The sequence below is a fragment of the Pseudomonas sp. ATCC 43928 genome, assembly GCF_005938665.2.
Lineage (GTDB): Bacteria > Pseudomonadota > Gammaproteobacteria > Pseudomonadales > Pseudomonadaceae > Aquipseudomonas.
Genome location: NZ_CP041753.1, coordinates 2,591,218 through 2,608,763 on the forward strand (window position 1 = coordinate 2,591,218; position 17,546 = coordinate 2,608,763).

Sequence of the window (17,546 nt, forward strand, 5' to 3'; positions counted from 1 at the left end):
TTGCTGATGGAGTACCTGATCATGTTCGCTTCAGCGACTGCTTCGAGCACCCCGTTGGTGGGTATCCAGCCAACCGCAACACCTGTCGATGAGCCGTACCTGCTGGAGATCATCAACGTCAGCAAGGGTTTTCCCGGTGTGGTGGCCTTGTCCGACGTACAGCTGCGGGTGCGTCCCGGTTCCGTGCTGGCGCTGATGGGCGAAAACGGTGCCGGCAAATCCACCCTGATGAAAATCATTGCCGGCATCTACCAGCCGGACGCTGGCGAGTTGCGCCTGCGGGGCAAGCCGGTGGTCTTCGAAACGCCACTGGCCGCGCTCCAGGCCGGGATTGCGATGATCCACCAGGAACTCAACCTGATGCCACACATGAGCATCGCCGAGAACATCTGGATCGGCCGCGAGCAGCTCAACGGCCTGCACATGATCGATCACCGCGAAATGCACCGCTGCACCGCCAAACTGCTGGAGCGGCTGCGGATCAATCTCGACCCGGAAGAGCAGGTGGGCAACCTGAGCATCGCCGAACGGCAGATGGTCGAGATCGCCAAGGCGGTGTCCTACGACTCCGACATCCTGATCATGGACGAACCGACTTCGGCTATCACCGATAAGGAAGTAGCCCACCTGTTCTCGATCATTGCCGACCTCAAGAGCCAGGGCAAAGGCATCATCTACATCACTCACAAAATGAACGAAGTGTTCAGCATCGCCGATGAAGTGGCGGTGTTCCGCGACGGCGCCTACATCGGCCTGCAACGGGCCGACAGCATGGACGGCGACAGCCTGATTTCGATGATGGTCGGTCGCGAACTGAGCCAGTTGTTCCCGGTGCGCGAGAAGCCGATCGGCGATCTGTTGCTGTCGGTACGCGATCTCAAGCTGGACGGCATTTTCAAGGATGTCTCCTTCGACCTGCATGCCGGGGAGATCCTGGGCATTGCCGGGTTGATGGGCTCGGGGCGGACCAATGTCGCCGAGGCGATTTTCGGCATCACTCCGAGTGACGGTGGCGAGATCCGGCTCGACGGCGAGGTGGTGCGCATCACTGATCCGCACATGGCCATCGAGAAGGGCTTCGCGTTGTTGACCGAAGATCGCAAGCTCAGCGGCCTGTTCCCGTGCCTGTCGGTGCTGGAAAACATGGAAATGGCGGTATTGCCCCATTACGTCGGCAACGGCTTCATCCAGCAGAAAGCCCTGCGCGCGTTGTGTGAAGACATGTGCAAGAAGCTGCGGGTGAAAACGCCGTCGCTGGAGCAGTGCATCGATACCTTGTCCGGCGGTAATCAGCAGAAGGCGTTGCTGGCGCGCTGGCTGATGACCAACCCGCGAATCCTGATTCTCGACGAGCCGACCCGGGGCATCGATGTCGGCGCCAAGGCCGAGATCTACCGGCTGATCTCGTACCTGGCCAGCGAAGGCATGGCGGTGATCATGATTTCCTCGGAACTGCCGGAAGTGTTGGGCATGAGCGACCGGGTCATGGTCATGCACGAGGGCGACCTGATGGGCACCCTCGACCGCAGCGAAGCGACCCAGGAACGAGTGATGCAACTGGCCTCGGGCATGTCCGCGGTTCACTAATGGATGCCGGCGGTGGCCATGGCCGCCGTCGATGACGCAATAGAAGGGTGAGTGGTTATGAACGCGATACTGGAAAACAAGCCTGCAATGGCACCGGTCAAGAGTCGTCGACGCTTCCCGACCGAGCTGAGTATCTTCCTGGTACTGATCGGCATCGGCCTGGTCTTCGAGCTGTTCGGCTGGATCGTGCGGGACCAGAGCTTCCTGATGAACTCTCAGCGCCTGGTGCTGATGATCCTGCAAGTGTCGATCATCGGCCTGCTGGCAATCGGGGTAACCCAGGTCATCATCACCACCGGTATCGACCTTTCCTCGGGTTCGGTGCTGGCGCTGTCGGCGATGATTGCCGCCAGCCTGGCCCAGACCTCGGACTTTGCCCGGGCGGTGTTTCCGTCCCTGACTGACTTGCCGGTGTGGATTCCAGTGATCACCGGGCTGGGGGTGGGATTGCTGGCGGGGGCGATCAACGGCAGCATCATTGCAATCACCGGGATTCCACCGTTCATTGCCACCCTCGGCATGATGGTCTCGGCGCGCGGTCTGGCGCGCTACTACACCGAAGGTCAGCCGGTGAGCATGCTCTCGGATTCCTACACGGCCATTGGGCATGGCGCGATGCCGGTGATCATCTTTCTGGTGGTGGCGGTGATCTTTCACATTGCCCTGCGCTACACCAAGTACGGTAAATACACCTACGCCATCGGCGGCAATATGCAGGCGGCGCGCACCTCCGGGATCAACGTCAAGCGGCATCTGGTGATTGTCTACAGCATCGCCGGGTTGCTTGCCGGCCTGGCCGGGGTGGTGGCGTCGGCACGGGCCGCGACGGGGCAGGCCGGGATGGGCATGTCTTATGAACTGGACGCGATTGCCGCGGCGGTCATCGGCGGCACCAGCCTGGCCGGTGGCGTTGGGCGCATCACTGGCACCGTAATCGGGGCATTGATTCTCGGGGTCATGGCCAGCGGCTTTACCTTTGTCGGTGTTGACGCTTATATTCAAGACATTATCAAGGGGCTGATTATTGTGGTGGCGGTGGTCATCGACCAGTACCGCAACAAGCGCAAACTCAAGCGCTAAACCCACACGAAAGACGAAACTGCGCCACGCCTGACCCGCGTGGCGCAGCCGTTTGTCTTCTATATACAGCCGCTGGACTGAATTTCTTGCTATAAACGCACTCCGATAAGCGCCTCAAAGCTCGCCATAGAGCACTTTCAGGGCTTTGTCGGACAGATTTGCTGTCTTTTCAGTTGCTGAGGCCTCAAGTCGGCCTTAGACTGCCGCCCCTCGTAAATTGAGTGCCGGGTGGCGCTTGGAATAAACGGCGCCGTTCCAATGACCGCACAAGGCTCAACGGAACGCTCCCTAATTCGCCTTAATGCACGTTTTTTTATAGAGATATCAATGACAAAGGACAAGTTGCTGGCCATGCCGGCGGATGACTACATGAATGCCGAGCAACATGCTTTTTTCTCTGAGCTGTTGCAGAACATGAAAGTCGAAACCCATGAGCGCATCGAACAGAATCGCATCGCCATCGAGAGCCTGGACACCCCGGCCGATCCGGCTGACGCAGCTTCTGTCGAAGAAGAGCGCACCTGGCTGGTGAACGCGATCGATCGCGACCAGCGCATGCTGCCTCAGTTGGAACAGGCCCTGGAACGCATCAAGGAAGACAGCTTCGGCTGGTGCGATGACAGCGGCGAGCCAATTGGCCTCAAGCGCCTGCTGATCAGCCCGACCACCAAGTACTGCATCGAAGCTCAAGAACGTCACGAGCAGATCGACAAGCACCAGCGTCAGGCCTGATTCTGTGAGGCAGCCAGCTAATAACTGGCTGCCTTGAAAAGATCGCAGCCTTTGGCAGCTCCTACAGGTTTATGTGAACCCGTGCAGGAGCTGCCGAAGGCTGCGATCTTTGCTTTTCGACGTCTGCGAAAACACCCGTGCACTTCTATTGATCTGCTGCAACCCCCCACTACTAACGGACCATAGATAATGGCCTTGTGGTGGCGTTTAATGCGGATACAACAATTAGAAGATGCCTGGGGTGACAAACGATGATGCGAGACGGGTCTCTGGCTGGGGCAGTGCCCGCAGCCGTACTTTTGCCGAAAAACCAGTGGCTCACGCCGACTCTGCAAAGCATCGCCCTGATGCTCTTGCTGTGTGGCATGGCATTGGCTGGCTGGTCGCTTTACCTTGGCCTGCCATTGGCTGTGCTGATTATCTGGCTGCCGCGCCTGCGCTCGCGCACGCTGCCGCAGGCAACCCCGGCTGACAACGCCAGCGCCATCGCCGGTTTGACTCGCGATCTTTCCTACACCACCAGTCATAACGCCTTGTCGGCCGCCGGCGTGGCCTTTTCGGTCAAGCAACTGGCCGACAAGCTGCAATCGCAACTCGGCGCCGCAGCACAGATTGTCAGCAGCGCTGAAGTGATGATCGCCACCGAACAGGCTACCTCGACACTCAGCCGGGAAGCCTTGAGCGCGGCGAGCGAAGCCCATCAGAGCAGTGCGGCAGGGCGTACGGAACTGATCGAGTCCATCGCGCGCATGCATCAACTCAGTCAGCGTGCCAGCAACAGCCGCGAGTTGATCGAAGCCCTGAGCCTGCGCAGTGACGATATCCAGCGGGTCACGCTGGTGATCCAGTCCATCGCCAGCCAGACCAATCTGTTGGCGTTGAACGCAGCCATCGAAGCGGCGCGGGCCGGGGAACACGGTCGCGGGTTTGCGGTGGTGGCCGATGAGGTTCGTGGCCTGGCCGCGCGCACGGCGACGGCGACCGGCGAAGTCGGGGAGATGGTCGCTGACATTCAACAACGCACGGCGCAAGTTGTAGAGCAGATTCGTCAACTGGCCAGCGACCTCAATACTGGCGTTGCGCAGGTCGAGCACACGGGGCAGCACCTGGAAAACATCGCGCGCCTGGCCGCCGGTGTTGAAAGGCAGGTCGGGGAAATCGCTCTGGGCGCGGACACTAATCGCGAACAACTCGACAGCCTGTTCCACGCCATCGAACAAATGCGCAGCGACCTGGCGATCAGTGACCAGCAAACCCAGCGCCTGGCCCAGGCGGCGGTGCAAATGGAAGGGCAGGCCGAAACCATCAGCGAACGCCTTGCCGAAGTCGGGCTGGATGACTATCACCAGCGGATTTACGACCTGGCCCGCGAAGGGGCGAGTCAGATTGCCGCGCGTTTCGAGGCGGATATCGACCAGGGGCGGATCAGCCTCGACGACCTGTTTGATCGCAATTATCAGACGATCCCCAACACCAGCCCGACCAAATACCAGACCCGCTTCGACCGTTACACCGATCAGGTCTTGCCGGCGATTCAGGAACCGTTGCTGCCGCGTCACGAAGGCCTGGTATTCGCCATTGCCTGCACGCAGCAGGGGTATGTCCCGACCCACAACACGGTGTTCAGCCAGCCACTGACCGGCGACGTGCAGGTCGATACCCTGCAAAACCGCACCAAGCGCAAGTTCGCCGACCGCACCGGGATTCGCTGTGGCAGCCACCAGCAGGCCGTACTGTTGCAGACCTACACCCGCGACACCGGTGAACTGATGCACGACCTCTCGGTGCCGATCATGCTCAAGGGGCGCCACTGGGGTGGATTGCGGTTGGGCTACAAACCGGAAAAGCCTCGCTGATAGCCTGGCAATTGTTACCGCATATGCAACGAAGCTATGCAACGCCGTTGCTGTTTCCTCGAGGATGAACTCATTAACATGCCTGCATAGTTAGGTCGCTAATGAAATTCGAGAGGTCAGCATGCAAAGCAAAGTCGATGTCGCGGTCATGATCGGCAGCGGCGTGCCCGCCAGTTTGCGAGCGATGGGGCAGAGCGTCTGTTGGGTGGTGCTGCTCAACGGTGAGCGCCGGGGGACGGTGTTCTCCAGTCGTAATGAAGCCGAGGAGTGCAGGGCTGCCTGGTTGGCACAATTGAACGCCGAAATGCCCGACAGCCTGCATTGAGCCTCAGCTAGTGAATCTGGTGCATGCGCAGGTTCAGGTCGTCGACCACGTGCGCCCAATCGGCGTCTTCACGCAGTTGTTCCTTGAGGAAGCCGGCTTGTTGCGGAGTCCAGAACTCGGCATCGATGAGTTTCTTGTCATCGGGCAACGGTGAATGCAGGGCAATGAAATCGTCGATGGCCTTTTCGCTGGAGTCCAGGCCGAGCTGGTCGAACAAGCCTTTCAAGTCATGTGTGGGTGAATCCATCTTCATCTCCTTGCAGATAATCAATCGCCTCGGGCGTGAGGTCTGAGGTGCGGCTTCATTGCATCTGAGGGGGCCGCGCACCAGGGAGTTCGATAACGATGTTCAAAGCAGGGATGAGCATAGACTGCAAACCCGATGGTCAGCCCTTCAACGCACCGTCATCGACGGCAAGCTTCAGGGCTTTGGCGGACTCTTGGGCGGCAATCGTCGCGACTTCCGCGGTCTTGAACCAGCGATCCTTTTCGACCTGGTGATACGACACCGTGGTCAACGGTGGTTTGGCGCGCATGATAATGACTGCCTGGAATTCACCGTCGACCTCTCTGGCTTCGCCCCGGATAAAAAATTCACCGATATCAAATTCCGTCACGTAGCAGTCTTCCCTTTGAAATATTATGTTGTATTGAGCGCCGTCCACCCTGGAGACGGGTTTCATGGGGCGGGCAGTATGGCAGTAGTTGCCTGCCGGCGGCTGAGTTAAGTCGCCGGCGTGACGAAACGTCTATAAATGTGAATGCCGCAAGATGAGTCAGTTGCGAGACTCGAGCGAGCGGGCAAGGGCGCAGGCTTCGTTATGGTCGGCGCGGAAACCTCTGACACGTCCGGTGGATATTTCCCTGATGTGGAAAAAGGCGTTGCCGGCCAATACCACCTGAAAACGCGGGAGCAGATGCGCTTCAGGGAGGAAATCCTGCTGGCGGAGTACTATCGATTGCAGAAGTGACGAGCCGTTTGTGTGGTGTGTGTGAGGCTGGGCGAAGTGAGTCAGTGTGCACATATGAAGTCCTTTTCGTGGTTTTACCGACGTGCGTACGTTGTTTTGGGTAGTCTCGGTGAGCATGGCTGCTCTAGAATCGCTCTCACTGGTTGGCGATTGCTGCCCATCTAAAGCAATTTTTTACTGGCGATATGTCAGAAAAGTGCTTTTTTTAAAGAGATTTTTCCCTAAAGTTGGTGATCCGGTTTTTCTGGCCGTCAGAAGGGCGTTTTCCTTCAACCTCTGACGACCGCCAGGCAAGACGATGCGGGGGATGTTCCAGTAATCTTCCCAAACCTCGCGATGAATGAGCCCTCTGCTCGTTCCAGGATTACGACCCGGGTCATTTGGCTAAACCTCGGCATTGCCGCTTTTTTCTGCTGTGCGCGTTTCCTGCGTGCGGCATCATTTTCAGATGTGGGGATGTTTCCTTGGCAGTAAGTAATCTCGATATGCATGCTTTGTTCGTACTGGGTGATTTGCGCGCAAAGCTGGTTAAACAGTTTCAGTCACGTTTCGTCTACATCACCGAACAGAACGCTGAAGGCATTTACATTGCCGAGATCGACACCGAAGCCGCGCTGGTGGTAGACGACAAGCCCGGGCTGAAACTCAAGGTCGGCGATCATTTCAGCGCTTCCGTATTGCCCAGCCGCGAAGGCGGAAAACTGGATATCAAGTTCCGCGAAATCAAATTGACGGTGTACGGACTGGGGGATTACGCGTTCGTGACCACCGCAGACGGCCACGGCATTGTGTTCAAGGAAGGTCATAGCGTGGTGATGGTGTTTGCGGCCCACCAACAATTGCAGGAAGGCCTGACCAAGACACTGAAAGCCGTGACTGCCAAGGCCGCCAAGTGGCGCAAAGGCGAACTGGTGACCTTCAAGGCCAGCGAGTAATGACCCAGACCCGCGCCGATTTCCATGAACAGAACCAGGCCAGTGCACACGCCGAGGCCCAGCGCCTGTTGGCTGAAAAGGCCGTTCTGCAGGGAGCCTGGCTGAGTTGGGTAGCGTCACAGATTTATATGTTGCGCCCGGCGGCGTACGCCAGCATGGTCAGAAGAGAGCTTGCGCGCTTGCAGGAACCTTCCGAAAAATAATCCTCGCCCCTCGAAAGCAGAAACCTCTACTACAGTCAGTTGACTGAGTATTCAGAGGCTTGTGGTCTTCTTTGTCAGGCCATCCTGCTATTGCTGTGAACAGCACGAGGTGCAAGAGCATGAAGGGATTACGACGGTTACTGGCCGCTACCCTGGCCACGTTCGGCTTGTTGGTTTCACCCGTTCCGGTATTCGCTGCCCAGGCACCGATTCACTTTGCCGACCTGAATTGGGAAAGTGGCAGCCTGATCACCGAGATTCTGCGGATCATCGTCGAGCAGGGCTACGGCTTGCCGACCGATACCTTGCCCGGAACGACCATTACCCTGGAAACCGCCTTGGCCAACAATGACATTCAGGTCATTGGCGAAGAGTGGGCGGGCCGCAGTCCGGTCTGGGTCAAGGCTGAGGCCGAGGGCAAAGTCGCGAGCCTGGGCGATACGGTCAAGGGCGCCACCGAGGGCTGGTGGGTGCCGGAATACGTGATCAAGGGCGACCCGGCCAAGGGCATCAAGCCGCTGGCGCCGGGGCTGCGCAGTGTCAGTGATCTGCCGCGCTACAAGGATGTGTTCAAAGACCCGGAAACCCCGAGCAAGGGACGCTTCCTGAACAGCCCGATCGGCTGGACGTCGGAGGTGGTCAACAAGCAGAAGCTCAAGGCCTATGGGCTGAACGACAGCTACGTGAACTTTCGCAGTGGTTCGGGGGCGGCGCTGGACGCAGAGATCAGTTCGTCGATTCGTCGCGGCAAACCAGTCCTGTTCTATTACTGGTCACCGACGCCATTGCTCGGCCGTTTCAAGCTGATTCAACTGCAAGAGCCGCCATTCGACGCCGAAGCCTGGAAAACCCTGACCGAGGCCGACAACCCTAATCCGAAGCCGACTCGCTCACTGCCCTCGAAGCTGTCCATCGGTGTGTCCGCGCCGTTCCAGAAACAGTACCCACAGCTCACCGAGTTCTTCAGCAAGGTCGATTTACCGATCGAAGCGTTGAACAAGGCCCTGGCGGAGATGAGTGAAAAACACACTCCGCCACGTCAAGCGGCCGAGGCGTTCATGAAGGCGAACCCGCAGGTGTGGCAGGCCTGGGTGCCCAAGGATGTGGCGGATAAAGTCGCTGCCCAGCTGAAATAAACTGCTCGGGTGTACATAAAACCCGTAGAAGCCTGCGATCTTTTGATTTTGCCGTTGGAAGCAAAGTCAAAAGATTGCAGGCTTCGCCAGCTTGTGCCGGGCGCTTTTAAAATCGCGCAAGGAAGTTCATTCTGCTGCAACATTTCACACGGGACGTCTGAATATGAGCCTTTTGGTCGCGCAATGGATTGCTGCAATCTTTCTGGTCATCAGCCTGATCCACCTGTATTGGGCGGCGGGTGGCAAGTGGGGTAGCGAGGCGGTGGTACCGAGCGTACCCGGGGAGGGCGGTGAGGCATCAAGGCCGGCGTTCAAGCCATCGGGCTTTGGCACGCTGCTGGTGGCGGTGGGTTTGCTGCTGATTGCGATGCTGGTGTGCTTGCGGGTCGGACTGTATCTGCCCACGGTGCATCACTGGTCGTTGCAATGGGTGATTAGCGCGATTGCGCTGCTGATGTTCGCTCGGGCGATCGGCGATTCGAATCTGGTGGGGTTCTTCAAGCAGGTCAAGGATTCGAAGTTTGCCCGGCTCGACACTTGGGCGTATTCGCCGTTGTGCTTGGTGTTGGGGGCCGGGTTGCTGGCAGTGGCCTGGATCTGAGGGGGGGCGGTCAATCGCTTTCGCGAGCAAGCCCGCGAAGAGACCCCGCCAATCAACACAAATCCCTGAACTAACTCCCGGGTTCCGTGCGCCGACTACTCACTTCCGCCGGCACATCATCCCCCGCCATGCGCTTGCGGAACAGCGCCGCCCGGGCCAGCAGCAGCGTGGTCACCGGCATCGTGATCGATAACAGAATCGGAATCAGCCAGGCATGCAACACCGGCCCCGACTTGAGCGCCGAAAAGTAAATGATCGAAGCCAGAGCCACACACCACGCGCCCAAAGTCGAGGCCAGCGCCGGTGGGTGCATGCGCTGGAAGTAATCCTTCATCCGCAGCAGCCCGACCGCGCCGATCAGTGCAAACAGACTGCTGAGCACCAGCAGAATCGCCACCGGAATTTCCACCCACAAAGACAGTTCAGCGTTCATTCGATCACCTCGCCACGCAACAGGAATTTGGCCAGGGCAAACGAGCCGACGAAGCCGAACAGGGCGATCAGCAGCGCCGCCTCGAAGTAAGTGTCACTGGCATAACGAATGCCCAGCGCGAGCATCATCAGCATGGCGATGATGTACAGGTAATCCAGGGCCAGAACCCGGTCCTGGGCTGACGGGCCCTTGAACAGGCGGATCAGGGTCAGAATCATCGCCAGCGAAAAGATGAACAGACTCAGCAGGATCGCGTTCGACAGCAATTCGCTCATTCGAAGATCTCCATCAAGGGGCGCTCGTAGGTCGCCTTGAAGTGCTGGATGAATTGGTTTTCGTCATCCAGATCGAAAACGTGCAGCAACAGAATGCTGCGATCCAGCGCCAGTTCCGACCAGACCGTGCCGGGAATCACCGTGCAGATGATCGACAGCGCCGCCAGACCGTTGGCATCGCGCAAGTCCAGCGGCACCTTGATGAACCGCGAGCGAGGCGCACGCCGCCCGGCATTGAGCACGCCCCAGGCCACGGCGAGGTTGGACACCAGCACATCGCGCCCGACCAGCAAGAACAAACGCAAAATCACCCCGGGGCGACGAATGCGGATCGGCAACGGCCGCAGCTTGCGCATCATCAGTGGGGCACAGAGGCCCAATACCGCGCCCAACAGCACATTGCCGGGGCTCATCGACAGGTTCAACAGCAGCCACAGCAGCCACAAGGACAGTGACAACCACGGCGCAGGAAACAGACGCTTCATGGTTGCACCTCCACCAGTGCTGCCCTGGCTTCAGGGCTCGGCACCGCACGGGTGCCGAGCACCGCCATCACGTATTGCTGAGGGTTATTCAATGCTTGAGCGGCGGCCTGGGTGTAGCGCAACAGCGGTTCAGCCTTGAACGTCAGCGCAATGCTCAGCCCCAGCAGAACCATGATCGGCACGCATTCCAGACGACGCAGCAAGGGCGATGGCCGCTCTTGTGGGGTCCAGAAACGCTGGATACCCACACGCGAGAAAGCGATCAACGAGGCCAATCCGGACAGGATCAACAACGCCAGCAACCCCCACGCGCCGTTCGATACCGGCTCGTCGCTGCCATGACCCAGGCCCAGCGGGTTGAGCAGGGCGCTGAGCAGGCTGAGTTTGCCGATAAAACCGGAGAGCGGCGGCATGCCGATAATTAATAAAGCGCAGGCGATGAAGCTCAGGCCGAGGAAGGCCATGGTCCAGGGAATCACCTGACCGACCACGGCTTTCTGGTCGTCATCGAGGTTGAAGCCTTTGGGCGGCTGCAAGGATTCCAGGGGCCGTGGCAGCAGCTCGCCGTCATCGTCCAGTGGCATTTCGTTGGCCGAACGCGAACGCTCGATCAACTCCGCCAGCAGGAACAGCGCGCTCAAGGCCAGGGTCGAGCTGACCAGGTAAAACAGCGCCGCGCCGATCAGGTTCGGCTGGGCGAAACCGATGGCCGACAACAAAATGCCTGCCGACACCAGGATGCTCAGGCTGGCCATGCGCTCCAGGCGTTGCGCGGCGAGGATCGCCACGGCGGCGCAGACGATGGTCGCCATGCCGCCGTAGATCAGCCAGTCGCCGCCGAAGTACGCGGAGGCCCCGGCCTGGCCGGAGAACAGCAGCGTCCACAGGCGTAGCAGGGTGTAGACGCCGACCTTGGTCATGATCGCGAACATCGCCGCTACCGGCGCGCTGGCCGCGGAGTACGCCGGCACCAGCCAGAAGTTCAGCGGCCACATACCAGCCTTGGCCAGGAACGCCACTGCCAGAATCGCCGCGCCGGCATGCAGCAGGCCGCGATCGGCTTCCGGCACCAGCGGGATTTTCAGCGCCAGGTCGGCCATGTTCAGCGTGCCGGTGACGCCGTAAATCAGCGCCGCGCCAATCAGGAACAGCGACGAGGCCAGCAGGTTGATCGAGATGTAATGCAACCCCGACGACACCCGCGGCCGGCCCGAACCGTGCAACATCAGCCCGTAAGAGGCGGCGAGCAGCACTTCGAAAAACACGAACAGGTTGAACAGGTCCGCCGTGAGGAAGGCGCCGTACAGGCCCATCAACTGAATCTGGAACAGTGCGTGGAAACTCGAACCGGCGCCGTCCCAGCGGGCCATGGCGAACAGCAGGGCGCTGACGCCGATGATCCCGGTCAGCACCAGCATCAACGCCGACAGGCGATCGACGACCAGCACGATACCGAACGGCGCCTGCCAGTTGCCCGGCAGGTACACGCCGATGGAGCCGGGCACACCGGTGGTCTGCGTCCATTGCAGCAGCATTACGGCAATGCCCAGTCCCAGCAGGCTGGAGAACAGGTTGATCTTGGCCTTTAGCGGGCGGTGTTTCTCGCCCAGCATCAGCATCATGGCGGCGGTCAGCAGCGGCAGCAGAATCGGTGCAACGATCAGGTGAGTCATCGCCATCATTCTTTAGGCTCCCGGCCATCCACATGGTCGGTGCCAGTCAGGCCCCGGGAGGCGAGCAGCACCACCAGGAACAGCGCGGTCATGGCGAAACTGATGACGATTGCGGTCAACACCAGCGCCTGCGGCAGCGGGTCGGTGTAGTGCAGCAAATCCTGAGGCACGCCGTCCTTGATGTTCGGCTCCTTGCCGATGAACAGGCTGCCCATGCTGAAGATGAACAGGTTGACGCCATAGGACAGCAGGCACAGGCCCATGACCACCTGGAACGTCCGTGGCCGCAGGATCAGCCATACGCCGGACGCGGCCAGCACACCGATGGCGATTGCGATGACTTCTTCCATCAGATGGCTCCTTGGGTGACAACGGATTTGGCCGCGGGCCTGATTTGCGCGCTGGTTTTATGACCGCGTACCGATTGGTGGGCGAGGGCGGTGAGGATCAACAGCGTCGAACCGACCACCACGGCGTACACGCCAATATCGAAGAACAGCGCGCTGGCGATATGAATGTCACCCAGCAGCTGCAGCTCGAAATGCCAGGTGTGGGTGGTCAGGAACGGATACCCGACCGCCATCGCCCCGAGCCCGGTAACGGTGGCGAACAACAGCCCGGTGCCCATCCAGCGCAGCGGCCGCAAGCTCATTTGCGCCTCGACCCACTGGGTACCGGCGACCATGTATTGCAGGATGAACGCCACCGACATCACCAGGCCAGCGACGAAACCGCCGCCCGGCTGGTTGTGCCCGCGCAGGAACAGATAGAAGGAGATCACCAGGGCGATCGGCAACAGCAAGCGCACCAGCACCGCCGGCACCATCATGAAACCGAGCGCGGTGTCGCTGGCGTGGCGCGGGTTGACCAGATCGGTGACCACATCGGGCGCCAGCAGACGCTGTTGGGCCGGCAGTTGCAGGCTTTCTTTCGGAGGGCGGAAGCGTCGCAGCAGGGCGAACACCGCCAGGGCCACGGCCACCAGCACGGTGATTTCGCCGAGGGTGTCGAAGCCACGGAAATCCACCAGCATCACGTTGACCACGTTGCTGCCACCGCCTTCGGGTAGGGCGCGGCTGAGGTAGAACGAAGAAATGTCGTTGGGCGTCTGGCGGGTCAGCATCGCGTAGGACAACAGCGCCATGCCGCCACCGACCGCTGTCGATAGCAGCAAGTCGCGAACCCGCCGTACCCGCGCCTTGCGCAGGCTGCTCGGCAACGGTGACACCTCTTCGATCCGTCGCGGCAACCAGCGCAGGCCGAGCAGGATCAGCACCATGGTCACCACTTCGACCACCAGTTGCGTCAGGGCCAGGTCCGGCGCCGAGAACCAGACGAAGGTCACGCAGGTCATCAGGCCGCAGACACTGACCATGGTCAGGGCCGCTAGCCGGTGATACTTGGCTTGCCACGCCGCGCCGAGGGCACAGGCAATCGCCAGCAGCCAGAGGATCACGAACACGATCGAGCCCGGAATTTTCGCCCGGTCACCCCAGCTCAGGCTGCTGTGCAGCATCGGGATCACCCCGGCCAGTACGGCGGCGAGCACCACCAGAAACAGTTGGGTTTGCAGGCGCCGGGTGCTGATCCGCCGCTCCAGCCGTCGGGCCAGACGCATCATGACCACCAGGCTGCGCTCGAACAGCCGCTTGCCATTGAAACGGCTGATCACCGGCGGGTGCGTGAAGCGTCCTTGCTTGAGTTGATTACGCAGCAACAGGTAAAGCACGATGCCGCCGGACATGGCAATCAGGCTCATGAACATCGGTGCGTTCCAGCCGTGCCAGATCGCCAGGCTGTACTCGGGCAGCGTGCCGCCCACCACCGGCAATGCGGCGGCGGCGAGCAGCGAGCCGACCACTTGAGCGGGGAAAATCCCCACCACCAGACAGGTGAGCACCAGCAACTCCACCGGCGCGCGCATCCAGCGCGGCGGCTCGTGCGGGGTGTGCGGCAGATCGGTGGCGGTCGGGCCGAAGAACACGTCGACGGTGAAGCGCAGGGAGTAGGCGACGCTGAACGTCCCGGCGATGGTCGCGACGATCGGCAGGGTCATCTCGACCCAGGCCGTGGCGTTGATGAACACGGTTTCGGCGAAGAACATCTCTTTCGACAGGAAGCCGTTGAGCAGCGGCACGCCGGCCATGGAGGCGCTGGCAACCATGGCCAGGGTGGCGGTGAACGGGATCAGTTTGACCAGGCCGCTGAGCTTGCGAATGTCCCGGGTGCCGCTTTCGTGGTCGATGATCCCGGCGGCCATGAACAGCGAGGCCTTGAACGTGGCGTGGTTGAGAATGTGGAACACCGCGGCCACGGCGGCCAACGGACTGTTCAGGCCCAGCAGCAGGGTGATCAGGCCCAGGTGGCTGATGGTCGAGTAGGCCAGCAGGCCCTTGAGGTCGTTCTGGAACATCGCGCAGTAAGCGCCGAGCAACAGGGTGCAGGCGCCGGCCCCGCTGACGATGTAGAACCATTCTTCACTGCCGGACAGCGACGGCCACAGGCGCGCGAGCAGGAACACCCCGGCCTTGACCATGGTCGCCGAGTGCAGATACGCCGAGACCGGTGTCGGTGCCGCCATCGCGTGGGGCAACCAGAAGTGGAAGGGAAATTGCGCACTTTTGCTCAGGGCGCCGATCAGGATCAGGGGCAGCAGAATAGGGTTGAGGGCATGCGCGCGAATCAGATCGCCGGCGGCCAGGACCTTGTCCAGGTCATAGCTGCCGACCACATGGCCGAGCAACATGACCCCCGCCAGCAAACACAAACCGCCCGCGCCGGTGACCATCAGTGCCATATAAGCACCCCGTCGCGCATCGGCGCGGTGGTGCCAGTAGCCGATCAACAGGAACGAGAAGAGGCTAGTCAGCTCCCAGAAAAACACGATCTGGATCAGGTTGCCGGAAATCACCAACCCCAGCATGGCGCCCATGAACGCCAGGAAAAACGCAAAGAAGCGCGGCACCGGATCGTCTGGTGACATGTAATAACGGGCGTACAACGAAACCAGCGTGCCGATGCCCAGCACCAGCATCGAGAACAGCCAGGCGAAACCGTCCATGCGCAGCACGAAGTTCAGGCCCAGGCTGGGGAGCCAGAAGAACTCTTCACGGATCACGCCGCCATGGGCGATTTGCGGGTACAAGAGGGCGACCTGGACGGTGCCGATCAAGGCAACCAGACCAGCCAACAGCGATTCGGTATTACGCGCGTTGTGCGGCAGCAAGGCTGCCAGACAGCTGCCGATAAAAGGCAGAAGCAGTAGAACTATCAGGGACATAGGCTTCTAATCTGCGGAAGTTTGTGAAGCATCATACGTGCCAGCTCCCCGATCACCAAACGCCAAGCTGTCGCAGAATCCTACAAGATAGACGCAGAAACCCTGTTTATCATTGTTTCAAAGGAGATCGCGATCGTTCCCACGCGTGGGAACGATCAGTGTTCGGTTTCCTGTACCGAATCTTCTTCGATCTCGGGAACAACTTTCCCCTTGGTCTTCAACTCACTGACAATCACCGCCGCCACAATCAACCCCGCGCCAACCAGCGCAATCGCCGGCAAGCGTTCCCCGGCGAGCCGCCCGGCAATCCCGGCCCACACCGGCTCCCCGGCATAGATCAACGTCGCCCGAGTCGGCGACACACTCTTCTGCGCCCAGTTCATCGCCACCTGGATCGCCGCACTCGCCGCGCCCAGGCCTAAAGCGCTGCACAACAGCAACCATGAGAAATCCGGAATCACTTCCTGGGTCGGCACCACCATCAGGAACGACAGCACCGACGTCACCGCCAATTGCACCACCGTCACCCGCCGCACGTCGACCTGGCCGGCATAGGTGCTGATCAGAATGATTTCCGCGGCAATCGCCACGGCGCTGATCAATGTGGCGATTTCACCGGGGCTGAAATTGAACGAAGCGCCGGAAGGCCCCGACAGCAACATCAACCCGGTAAAGGCCAGCATGATCCCGATGCTCGGCATCAACCCCGGACGACGCCCCAGCACCAGCCATTGCAGCAACGGCACGAACGGCACGTACAGCGCGGTAATAAACGCCGACTGACTGCTGGGAATGCTCTGCAAACCCACGGTCTGCAAGCCATAACCGAGCATGATCGCCACGCCGATAAACGCCCCGGCCTTGAGTTCGAACAGGGTCAGTTCGCGCAGATGGCGCCAGGAGAACAGCGCAACAAGGCTCGCCGCCGCGGCAAAACGCAGGCCGACGAAGAGCATTGGCCCGCTGACGGTCATCGCATGCTGCACCAGCAAAAAGGTCCCGCCCCAGACCATGGTAATCAGCACCAGCACGCACTCGGCCTTGCTGAACCGGGAGAAACGGGGGGAAGTATGAGAAGCGTTCATTGACGTCATGACCTTGCGCGCCATCTGAGGGAGACGCACAATGCGCCCGAAGTTGGGCAGTATACTGCGCAACGCCACCCAGTGAGCAATATAGTGCACAAAGATTCCACCCAACGGGCTTCGGTCCTCCAGCACGTCAGCCTGAACGTGCGACGTCTGCGCCACGCCGCCGACATGAGCCAGAGCGCCCTGGCCGAAAAGTCCGGGGTCAGCCGCCGGATGCTGGTGGCCATCGAGGCCGGCGAGAAGAACGTCAGCCTGACCACCCTCGACCGCGTGGCCGAAGCGCTGGACGTGGCCTTCAGCGACCTGATCCAGGCCCCCGACGCTCGCGACCCGAGCCGCATCAACGAACTGGCCTGGGCCGGTACGATCCCGGGCAGTAAAGCGGTGCTGCTGGCCAAAGCCACCGCCACCCGCGAAGTAGAACTCTGGGAATGGCGCCTGGAACCGGGCGAGCATTACCCCTCGGAGCCGGATGCCGAAGGCTACAGCGAACAGCTTTATGTGTTCGAAGGTTGCCTGACCCTGATGCTTGGCGGTCAGCCGCAGAAAATTGCGGCTGGCGAGTTCTTTATGTTTGCCAGTCATCAACCGCATTCTTATCGCAATGATGGGGACGTGGCGGCGCGGTTTGTGCGTAATGTGGTGATTTGACTGTTTACCGGCTAACACTGGATAAACACTTTGCTGTTTTAAAGCTGCAAGTGTTTCTTGAATAATTATTCAACCTATTGAAATAAAAGAAAATTATATTCAAGTTCGGCTCCTGAGAAACAGTGGGGATGGCATCGAGACGAGCAGGTGAGCTTCCTGATGGCCGAGCAAAATATTAACGTGGCACTCAAGTTCGCTTCACAGGCTAGCGTCCGGTGAGTGACTGACACGG

The 17,546-nt window shown here is 60.1% G+C and carries 20 protein-coding genes; 10 read left to right on the forward strand and 10 right to left on the reverse strand.

The genetic code is table 11. The annotated features are described in order from the left end of the window. The first annotated feature begins 21 nt into the window (after positions 1-21). The 5 genes from FFH90_RS11925 (at position 22) to FFH90_RS11945 (ending at position 5,580) form a co-directional block, all read left to right on the forward strand. On the forward strand, positions 22-1,587 hold the full coding sequence (locus FFH90_RS11925) for a sugar ABC transporter ATP-binding protein (RefSeq protein WP_018928025.1): 1,566 nt from the start codon (positions 22-24) through the stop codon (positions 1,585-1,587). Positions 1,588-1,644: 57 nt separating this feature from the next. Next, positions 1,645-2,667, forward strand: coding sequence for an ABC transporter permease (locus FFH90_RS11930; RefSeq protein ID WP_018928024.1), 1,023 nt, complete (start codon positions 1,645-1,647; stop codon positions 2,665-2,667). Positions 2,668-2,994: 327 nt separating this feature from the next. Next, on the forward strand, positions 2,995-3,399 hold the full coding sequence (locus FFH90_RS11935; RefSeq protein WP_007935965.1) for a TraR/DksA C4-type zinc finger protein: 405 nt from the start codon (positions 2,995-2,997) through the stop codon (positions 3,397-3,399). Between the two features lie 632 nt (positions 3,400-4,031). Then, complete coding sequence (locus FFH90_RS11940) at positions 4,032-5,255, forward strand: methyl-accepting chemotaxis protein (RefSeq protein WP_370741122.1); 1,224 nt, start codon at positions 4,032-4,034, stop codon at positions 5,253-5,255. Positions 5,256-5,376: 121 nt separating this feature from the next. After that, positions 5,377-5,580 carry a hypothetical protein gene (locus tag FFH90_RS11945; RefSeq protein ID WP_018928022.1) on the forward strand — a complete coding sequence of 68 codons (204 nt, stop codon included), beginning with the start codon at positions 5,377-5,379 and terminating at the stop codon, positions 5,578-5,580. A 7-nt stretch (positions 5,581-5,587) separates the two neighbouring features. On the opposite strand, the gene FFH90_RS11950 is transcribed toward FFH90_RS11945, so the two are convergent. From FFH90_RS11950 to FFH90_RS30270, 3 genes are all read right to left on the reverse strand, one after another. Continuing rightward, entirely contained in the window at positions 5,588-5,827 is a 240-nt protein-coding gene (locus FFH90_RS11950; RefSeq protein WP_018928021.1) for a DUF2789 domain-containing protein, read from the reverse strand. A gap of 139 nt (positions 5,828-5,966) precedes the next feature. Further along, positions 5,967-6,197 (reverse strand): hypothetical protein, encoded by a 231-nt coding sequence (locus FFH90_RS11955; protein WP_138867231.1) that lies wholly within the window; start codon positions 6,195-6,197, stop codon positions 5,967-5,969. A gap of 159 nt (positions 6,198-6,356) precedes the next feature. Continuing rightward, positions 6,357-6,605, reverse strand: a complete 249-nt coding sequence (locus tag FFH90_RS30270; protein ID WP_081626538.1) for a hypothetical protein — start codon at positions 6,603-6,605, stop codon at positions 6,357-6,359. A 410-nt stretch (positions 6,606-7,015) separates the two neighbouring features. Between FFH90_RS30270 and FFH90_RS11965 the strand changes: the two genes are divergently transcribed. The 4 genes from FFH90_RS11965 (at position 7,016) to FFH90_RS11980 (ending at position 9,426) form a co-directional block, all read left to right on the forward strand. Continuing rightward, a complete protein-coding gene (locus FFH90_RS11965; protein WP_026286571.1) occupies positions 7,016-7,486 on the forward strand; it encodes a hypothetical protein in 471 nt (156 codons plus the stop codon). Beyond that, positions 7,486-7,689, forward strand: a complete 204-nt coding sequence (locus FFH90_RS11970) for a hypothetical protein (protein WP_007935975.1) — start codon at positions 7,486-7,488, stop codon at positions 7,687-7,689. Before FFH90_RS11965 ends, FFH90_RS11970 begins: the two co-directional genes overlap by 1 nt. A 119-nt stretch (positions 7,690-7,808) precedes the next feature. After that, a complete protein-coding gene (locus tag FFH90_RS11975; RefSeq protein WP_064617035.1) occupies positions 7,809-8,825 on the forward strand; it encodes an ABC transporter substrate-binding protein in 1,017 nt (338 codons plus the stop codon). Positions 8,826-8,988: 163 nt separating this feature from the next. After that, complete coding sequence (locus FFH90_RS11980; RefSeq protein WP_138867232.1) at positions 8,989-9,426, forward strand: DUF3995 domain-containing protein; 438 nt, start codon at positions 8,989-8,991, stop codon at positions 9,424-9,426. A 70-nt stretch (positions 9,427-9,496) separates the two neighbouring features. Here FFH90_RS11980 and FFH90_RS11985 read toward each other — a convergent pair whose 3' ends face one another. The 7 genes from FFH90_RS11985 to FFH90_RS12015 all read right to left on the reverse strand — a co-directional run bounded on the left by FFH90_RS11985 (position 9,497) and on the right by FFH90_RS12015 (position 16,756). Beyond that, the gene (locus FFH90_RS11985) at positions 9,497-9,859 is read right to left on the reverse strand and encodes a Na+/H+ antiporter subunit G (RefSeq protein ID WP_018928015.1); all 363 of its coding nucleotides are present in this window, start codon (positions 9,857-9,859) and stop codon (positions 9,497-9,499) included. Beyond that, a complete protein-coding gene (locus FFH90_RS11990) occupies positions 9,856-10,134 on the reverse strand; it encodes a K+/H+ antiporter subunit F (protein WP_007935991.1) in 279 nt (92 codons plus the stop codon). The genes FFH90_RS11985 and FFH90_RS11990 overlap by 4 nt, the downstream gene beginning before the upstream one ends. Beyond that, positions 10,131-10,619: a Na+/H+ antiporter subunit E gene (locus FFH90_RS11995; RefSeq protein ID WP_018928014.1), complete on the reverse strand. Its 489-nt coding sequence runs from the start codon at positions 10,617-10,619 to the stop codon at positions 10,131-10,133. The genes FFH90_RS11990 and FFH90_RS11995 overlap by 4 nt, the downstream gene beginning before the upstream one ends. Continuing rightward, positions 10,616-12,301, reverse strand: a complete 1,686-nt coding sequence (locus FFH90_RS12000) for a monovalent cation/H+ antiporter subunit D (protein WP_111453830.1) — start codon at positions 12,299-12,301, stop codon at positions 10,616-10,618. Before FFH90_RS12000 ends, FFH90_RS11995 begins: the two co-directional genes overlap by 4 nt. Continuing rightward, entirely contained in the window at positions 12,298-12,642 is a 345-nt protein-coding gene (locus FFH90_RS12005) for a Na+/H+ antiporter subunit C (protein WP_007935994.1), read from the reverse strand. The genes FFH90_RS12000 and FFH90_RS12005 overlap by 4 nt, the downstream gene beginning before the upstream one ends. After that, positions 12,642-15,572: a monovalent cation/H+ antiporter subunit A gene (locus FFH90_RS12010; RefSeq protein WP_138867233.1), complete on the reverse strand. Its 2,931-nt coding sequence runs from the start codon at positions 15,570-15,572 to the stop codon at positions 12,642-12,644. The genes FFH90_RS12005 and FFH90_RS12010 overlap by 1 nt, the downstream gene beginning before the upstream one ends. Positions 15,573-15,727: 155 nt before the next feature. Continuing rightward, positions 15,728-16,756 carry a DMT family transporter gene (locus tag FFH90_RS12015; protein WP_138867234.1) on the reverse strand — a complete coding sequence of 343 codons (1,029 nt, stop codon included), beginning with the start codon at positions 16,754-16,756 and terminating at the stop codon, positions 15,728-15,730. Between FFH90_RS12015 and FFH90_RS12020 the strand changes: the two genes are divergently transcribed. Further along, positions 16,751-17,314, forward strand: a complete 564-nt coding sequence (locus tag FFH90_RS12020) for a helix-turn-helix domain-containing protein (protein ID WP_018928010.1) — start codon at positions 16,751-16,753, stop codon at positions 17,312-17,314. The genes FFH90_RS12015 and FFH90_RS12020 overlap by 6 nt on opposite strands. Positions 17,315-17,546: the final 232 nt, after the last annotated feature.

Bases quoted from the DNA above. Each gene is read 5' to 3' on its own strand.
- FFH90_RS11970 (WP_007935975.1), top strand. From the start codon at position 7,486: ATGACCCAGACCCGCGCCGATTTCCATGAACAGAACCAGGCCAGTGCA.
- FFH90_RS11935 (WP_007935965.1), top strand. From the start codon at position 2,995: ATGACAAAGGACAAGTTGCTGGCCATGCCGGCGGATGACTACATGAAT.
- FFH90_RS11990 (WP_007935991.1), bottom strand. From the start codon at position 10,134: ATGAGCGAATTGCTGTCGAACGCGATCCTGCTGAGTCTGTTCATCTTT.
- FFH90_RS12000 (WP_111453830.1), bottom strand. From the start codon at position 12,301: ATGATGGCGATGACTCACCTGATCGTTGCACCGATTCTGCTGCCGCTG.
- FFH90_RS12010 (WP_138867233.1), bottom strand. From the start codon at position 15,572: ATGTCCCTGATAGTTCTACTGCTTCTGCCTTTTATCGGCAGCTGTCTG.
- FFH90_RS11945 (WP_018928022.1), top strand. From the start codon at position 5,377: ATGCAAAGCAAAGTCGATGTCGCGGTCATGATCGGCAGCGGCGTGCCC.
- FFH90_RS11940 (WP_370741122.1), top strand. From the start codon at position 4,032: ATGATCGCCACCGAACAGGCTACCTCGACACTCAGCCGGGAAGCCTTG.
- FFH90_RS11925 (WP_018928025.1), top strand. From the start codon at position 22: ATGTTCGCTTCAGCGACTGCTTCGAGCACCCCGTTGGTGGGTATCCAG.
- FFH90_RS11995 (WP_018928014.1), bottom strand. From the start codon at position 10,619: ATGAAGCGTCTGTTTCCTGCGCCGTGGTTGTCACTGTCCTTGTGGCTG.
- FFH90_RS11930 (WP_018928024.1), top strand. From the start codon at position 1,645: ATGAACGCGATACTGGAAAACAAGCCTGCAATGGCACCGGTCAAGAGT.
- FFH90_RS30270 (WP_081626538.1), bottom strand. From the start codon at position 6,605: ATGTGCACACTGACTCACTTCGCCCAGCCTCACACACACCACACAAAC.
- FFH90_RS11975 (WP_064617035.1), top strand. From the start codon at position 7,809: ATGAAGGGATTACGACGGTTACTGGCCGCTACCCTGGCCACGTTCGGC.
- FFH90_RS11950 (WP_018928021.1), bottom strand. From the start codon at position 5,827: ATGGATTCACCCACACATGACTTGAAAGGCTTGTTCGACCAGCTCGGC.
- FFH90_RS11980 (WP_138867232.1), top strand. From the start codon at position 8,989: ATGAGCCTTTTGGTCGCGCAATGGATTGCTGCAATCTTTCTGGTCATC.
- FFH90_RS12005 (WP_007935994.1), bottom strand. From the start codon at position 12,642: ATGGAAGAAGTCATCGCAATCGCCATCGGTGTGCTGGCCGCGTCCGGC.
- FFH90_RS11985 (WP_018928015.1), bottom strand. From the start codon at position 9,859: ATGAACGCTGAACTGTCTTTGTGGGTGGAAATTCCGGTGGCGATTCTG.